Genomic DNA, 6,512 nt, shown 5'->3' with positions numbered 1-6,512 from the left:
GCTCTTTTTTACATGCCTCTGACCCTTGATATGTCAATAATTGGCAATAATTACCACCAAACTCGGGCTAAAGAAAAGGCTGATGAATTATCCAATTGTAATATATATCCTAATGATATTATTATCGCAAAGATGGCTGATCCAGTTGCTAGAGCGTGTATAATCCCTTCACTTGAAGATAGGTATGTAATGGCATCAGATGGAATAAGGTTAGTAATTGATAAAGAGCGTTTTAACACTAAGTTTGTAATGTATGCTATTAATAGTAAGTATTTTAGACGAAATGCAGAAGCGCAAAGCACAGGAACTACTAGATTGAGAATTGGTTTAAATGCATTACGAGCTTTACCAATAGCAATTCCTCCATTAGAAGAACAGAAAAAAATAGAAAAAATACTTTCTGCAGTTGATGAACAAATTGAACAAGCTGACCAGATAATAGAAAAAACAGTGAAATTGAAAAAAGGATTAATTCAAGAGTTACTTACGAAGGGAATAAAACATACAGAATTTAAGAATACAGAACTTGGGGAGATACCGACCAGTTGGGAAGTTGTATATTTAGAAGATGTTTTGCAAAAAAAGAATGGATATAGAAGGGGGCCATTTGGTGGAGCTTTAAAGAAAGAAGTGTTTGTTACAAGTGGCTATCCAGTTTATGAACAGCAACACGCAATTGTTGAAGGGAACAAAAACTTCCGATATTTTATTACAGAAGAGAAATTTAAGGAAATGGTTAATTTTTCAGTAGATGCAGGAGATTTCATAATAAGTTGTTCAGGAACTATTGGAAAAATAACGCGCATAGATGATACCTACCCCAAGGGTATAATAAATCAAGCTCTTCTAAGGTTAAGGATAAACGAAGATATTTTACTATCAGATTTTGCCATACAGCTACTTAGCTCAGAGTATATGTATAAGCAAATGACAGGTAAATCTCATGGAACAACCTTAAAGAATATTGTAGGGGCTAGTGAATTTAAGATGATACCATTTGCTTTACCTCCAATAAATGAACAGCAAAAAATAGCTTCTATACTTCAATCGATTGATGAGCAAATTGAACAATATAGTAAACATAAAGAAAGCTTAGTAAGTCTAAAGAATGGCTTAGTACAAAATCTTCTTACTGGAAAAATTCGCGTGAAAGTATAACGGGGGATTATTATGGCTACTTATCTAGGAAACGAAGAGACGCTTGTTGAGTTACCCGCCATAGATTATCTTCAAAACAAGCTTGATTATGAGTTTGTTCATGGTGAAAAATTAACACCAGAACATAACGAACGAGAATCATTGAATGAAGTGATTCTTATTCAGCGATTAAAAAAATCGATTCAACGATTTAACCCTTGGATAAATGAATCGAATCTTAACAAAGTAATTCGCTTTTTATCAAGGGCTGACCAGCTCGGCACTAATTTGTTAGAAATTAACGAACGAATTTATGATGCACTTGTAAATCTCAAATATGCCGTTGATCAAGATCTAGATGGTTCAGGAAAAAAGAATTTTCACACTGTAAAGTTTATTGATTGGGAAAATGTTGAGAATAATGAGTTCTTAGTAACAAGGCAGTTTGTCATTCAAGGACCTAATGAAAAAATCATTCCTGATATTGTAATCTTTATTAATGGAATTCCAGTTGTTGTTCTAGAATGTAAATCTCCTTTTCTTGAAAAGGGTAAGAATGAAAATATCGGAAAGAAGGCTGCCTTTGACCAGCTACGTCGTTACATGGATTTAAGAGATTCAGATCGTATAGAAGGTGCGCCTCGCTTATTCTATACAAACTTTTTCACAGGGATTTTGAATAAATATAGAGCTTATATTGGTACTATAAGTTCTCAATATACTCATTATGTAGAATGGAAAGATCCATATCCGTACACTAAGGAACAAATTGAAGATGTAGGAAATAACGGTCAAAATGTTTTCTTGCAGGGGATATTGGAGAAAAATAACTTGTTAGACATTCTTCAAAACTTCTTATTATTTGAAGTGGATACGACATCTTCGAAAAAAATCAAGAAGGTTTGTAGATATCAGCAATTCCGTGCAGTAAATAAAGCACTTGATCGGTTAATCTATGGAAGAGATTCGGTTTCTCGTGGTGGTGTTATTTGGCATACACAAGGTTCCGGTAAATCACTTACTATGGTTTTTCTAGCTAGGAAGATTAGGCGAATACAAGAGTTGTCAGATGCTACCATTGTCGTTGTAACAGACCGTGTGGATTTAGACAAGCAAATCTATCAAACATTCCTTAGAACTTTGTCTACCATTACAACACCAGTACGAGCAGATAAAGTTAGTGTAATGAAGGAATTGCTTTCAAATGCACAACCACAAATTATTATGACTACAATACATAAGTTTCAAAGTGATGACGAAGAGCAGGAAATGTTAAACGATACATCACAGCAATCGGCTTTGGTTCTTGAAAAAGAGTTTCCAGTTCTCACATTAAAATCAAATGTAATTGTTATGGCTGATGAAGCACATCGTAGTCAGTATAAAGGTTTTGCACGAAATATGCGTCATGCTTTACCGAATGCGGCATTTATTGGTTTTACTGGTACTCCGATTGAGAAAGAGGATAAGTCAACACCACGTACATTTGGATCATATATTGATAAGTATGGCATTCAAGAAGCGGTTAACGATGGTGCTACCGTTCGAATTGTCTATGAAGGCCGTAGACCAGATTTACAGGTGAAATCCGATACGTTGGAGCAATTATTTGACGAGGCTTTTCAAGATCGTACTGATGAAGAAAAGGAAGCAATTAAGCAAAAGTATGCGGATAAAAAGGCTATTGTTGAGGCTGATGAAAGGGTAGATGATATCGCACAAGACATGCTGCGACACTATAAAGAATCTATCTATCCAAATGGATTTAAAGCTCAAATAGTATGTGTATCCCGTGAAGCAGTAGTTAAATACTACAATGCGTTAAAGAAACATATGAAAGAAATTATGGGTGAAGATTTAGATGTTAAAGTTATCTTTTCGGGAAATCTTAATGATCCACCGCATTTAAAAGAGCATTTTACAACAAAAGCAGAACAGGAAGAGATCATAAAGAAATTTACGAAACCAATTTCGGAGAGTAAGTTATGTTTTATTATTGTAAAAGATATGCTGCTAACTGGGTTTGATGCTCCTGTTGAACAAGTTATGTACTTAGATAGACCTTTAAAGGAACATAATCTTCTTCAAGCTATTGCTCGTGTCAATCGCACATATGGGGATAAAAAGAAGTGTGGCTATGTAGTAGACTACTATGGTATATCCAACCATTTAGAAGAAGCCTTAAAGGTTTTTGATAAAGAAGACTTGGGCGAACCAATGGAGTCATTAGACGGTGTTCATAAACAGATGTTATCGTATCGTGAAGCTGTTATGGGTATGTTTAAAGGTATTGAAAAAGATAACTTAGACAAACTAGTAAAAAAATTGGAACCTGAAGATAAAAGAGCAGAATTTGAACTTGCTTATAAACGATTTGCAGGAACGATGGAGCAACTTATGCCCGGTCATGTATCTACTAATAATACGAATGATTTAAAGTGGCTTTCTTATATCCGTGCAGCAGCTAAGGCTAGATTTGAACCAGATATAAAGTTAGACATAGCTGACTGTGGTGAAAAGGTGCGTAAGATAATAAACGAACATTTAACTTCTCAAGGTGTTCAACAATGGATAAAACCAATTACTTTGTTTGATCCAGATTATCAAGCAAAACTTGAAACTTTAAAATCAGATGAGGCAATAGCTTCTAGCATGGAACACGCTGTTAAACACGTAATCAGTGTTAAGATGGATGACAATCCTGTTTATTACACATCCTTATTAGAAAAACTTCAACAGATTCTGGAAGAGACAAAGAATAACTGGGAAGAGAGAAAGAAACAATTAGAAGACTTTATTAATAAAGATGTAAAAACAGGTGAGACTGAAGAAGCAGAAGCATTAGGATTATCCAAGAAAGAGTATGCCTTTTTCGAGGTAGTTAAAAAACACCTTCTCGATCCTGAAGAGATTTCACAAGCAGGTCAAATCAAGGAACCCTCAGAAATTTACATTAGCCAAGATATTATTGATCTTTCAAAAGAAATAGCTCAGAACGTTGCTGATATTGTGGCTAGTACATGGGTGGTTGACTGGACTACTAATCCATCTAAGACAGCGGATATTGAACGGTCTATCTTTATGATGTTAACGACTAAGTATTTTAAGAAAATCAAGTTAGAAGTAAGGAAACAACTAGTAGGTCCTCTTTTACAATTAGCGAAAAAACACTTTGCAACAAGAGAATAAGAGGTTAGAAAAATGATAATCCGTTCTATTGAATATGGTACAAGGACAATTGAATTTTCGGTAGAGTTTCGTGAACGCAAATCCTTAGAAATTAGTGTTGAACCGCCAAACATTGTAAATGTAGTAGCACCCATAGATACAACTGAAGAAGTGATTGACCAAAAGGTGAAAAAGAAAGCACAATGGATTGTACAGAAGTTATTTCTATTTAAAGATATGGAGTATCAAAAAATTAATAGAGAACTAGTCAATGGCGAATCTTTTATGTACCTTGGACGTAATTATTCCTTGCAACTTATTAGGGATGAGAAAATAAAGGAACCGATTGTGAAACTCTTTCAAGGGAAATTTTATATAACAACACCCGATATGAATCAAGAACAATTAAAAACATCGTTAGAGAAATGGTACAGGGAAAAGACGCTTGAAAAGGTATTGGAAAAAGCAAGTTATTATCAACATTTCTTTAAAAAAACCCCCAATGCTATAAAGGTAAAGGAACAACATAAGCGTTGGGCAAGTTGTACATCCAAGAATGAACTGCTTTTTAATTGGCGTTGCGTAATGGCGCCGTCAAGCGTCTTAGATTATATAGTTGTACATGAAATGTGTCATATGTTTTATTTGAACCATTCTAAGGAATTCTGGGATCTACTTTCTTCTGTCATGCCGGATTATGAGTGGCGGAAGGAATGGTTGAAGAATTTTGGGGTAAGGATGGATTTGTAATTTGTTGAGGGGTTTCCTGAAAGATGGAAACCCTATTAATATTCATTTTTATAATAAATTTGGAGTGAAAGGCAGGGGGAATTATGCAATCACCTGGATTGGGAGGGCATTGTTGATTTTAGTATTGCTGGCTTTATAGGAATACTAATTGGATTTGGATTAAGAAATGTTTTAAAAAAAGATGAAAACTAGATTTTGCAATTTATTATTCGTTTTCTTGAAATATTTTCATTTATACTAATCTAACTGGTGCAAGAGTATAACAAGGCGATTTTTAAATTGATCGTCTATTTTCATATCAAAAAACTAGGATATATTTCTAAAAAGGACCTGATAAATCATGTTATACAACTCAATTATTAGTAGTGCAGGAGATTATTTTACCCAACTATTTTTAAATCCCAGCTTTACCGGTGCTTTACTAGGTGCTTTAATAACAGGGATGATCTCACTAATTGTATTCAAGCTAGAAAAAAGGAGCGCAACATTATCTCAAAAACAACATTATGAGAAAGTGTATATTGGAATTAAGAGAAACCTCAATTTAGTAAAAGAATATTCTTCAAGATTTAAAGAAATTGTTGTAGGGGATACAGAATATCATGAAAATGAGTTAGAAGTGTTGAATAAAATGTTTTACTTTGTTTCGCAAGAACTTGATAAGATTGATATAAAGGATATTCCATATAAAGTCCATGTAAATTTTACCGAATTAAAGGATTCCTTACAAACAATTAAACTTTGTTCTGGAATTTATACAGAGGTAGGAGCCTTATCCTTCTTGGAGGAAGATTTCCTAAACGATATAGAAAGGTTTATTAAAAATCTAAATCAAGTAGAGAAGTATTTTAATAAGTAAGGGGCCTGTTACAACAAGCCCCTTATCTTTATTCCATACTACACCTAACTAAACCTTACCGAACAGTACCACACCCCACTCGACCATACCGGACCTGACCGTATTCAGATTCTAAATCTGTTGTACCAAGTTCTCATCAGTGGTCAAGACGGTACAATTCTTGACCAGACTAGAAAACTAGTTTCGAAAAACTATATATCTTCATCCCAAGTCAAATGCCTCCATTTAGGTGGTATAATTCCTTCTTCAACTCCTCTAGCACTTAGACCCCTATGTAAAAAGCAAGTCCTAAGTGCATGACATTTTTTACACAAAGTTCTCAGTTCTGATAATTTATTCGTTGCCACAATACCAGCTTTTATATGATCTATATGACATTTATTAAGAGAAACACTTTTATTACACTGGACACACTTCCTCTTATCTCGATTCCAGACAATTGGACGGACATTTCTAAACCACACTTCATAGGGTAATCGACTTTTAGGCACTATTATTCTTTCTCACTTTCTTTACATCGAAGGAATTAACTGTTGGCAGTCACGAACTATGACGGATGAAAGGTCAGCAGCATTGACGTGGCATGTGATTTACAGCC

General features: G+C 34.4%; 4 protein-coding genes. All 4 read left to right on the top strand.

The annotated features are described in order from the left end of the window. Positions 1-1,158, top strand: a 1,158-nt coding sequence (locus AC6HVZ_RS19260; RefSeq protein ID WP_497559755.1) for a restriction endonuclease subunit S, incomplete at its 5' end; no start/stop codon positions are given. A 12-nt stretch (positions 1,159-1,170) separates the two neighbouring features. Next, entirely contained in the window at positions 1,171-4,326 is a 3,156-nt protein-coding gene (locus tag AC6HVZ_RS19255; RefSeq protein WP_497559754.1) for a type I restriction endonuclease subunit R, read from the top strand. A gap of 12 nt (positions 4,327-4,338) precedes the next feature. After that, positions 4,339-5,055 (top strand): M48 family metallopeptidase, encoded by a 717-nt coding sequence (locus tag AC6HVZ_RS19250; RefSeq protein ID WP_497559753.1) that lies wholly within the window; start codon positions 4,339-4,341, stop codon positions 5,053-5,055. 340 nt (positions 5,056-5,395) lie between these two features. Continuing rightward, positions 5,396-5,914: a hypothetical protein gene (locus tag AC6HVZ_RS19245; protein WP_497559752.1), complete on the top strand. Its 519-nt coding sequence runs from the start codon at positions 5,396-5,398 to the stop codon at positions 5,912-5,914. Positions 5,915-6,512 lie beyond the last annotated feature (598 nt).

The organism is Oceanobacillus sp. NCCP-135, from assembly GCF_059698015.1.
This window is presented reverse-complemented; position numbering and strand designations above follow the sequence as displayed.

What these genes read in the sequence shown, in the direction of transcription:
- AC6HVZ_RS19255 (WP_497559754.1), top strand. Translation starts at nt 1,171, where the DNA reads ATGGCTACTTATCTAGGAAACGAAGAGACGCTTGTTGAGTTACCCGCC.
- AC6HVZ_RS19250 (WP_497559753.1), top strand. Translation starts at nt 4,339, where the DNA reads ATGATAATCCGTTCTATTGAATATGGTACAAGGACAATTGAATTTTCG.
- AC6HVZ_RS19245 (WP_497559752.1), top strand. Translation starts at nt 5,396, where the DNA reads ATGTTATACAACTCAATTATTAGTAGTGCAGGAGATTATTTTACCCAA.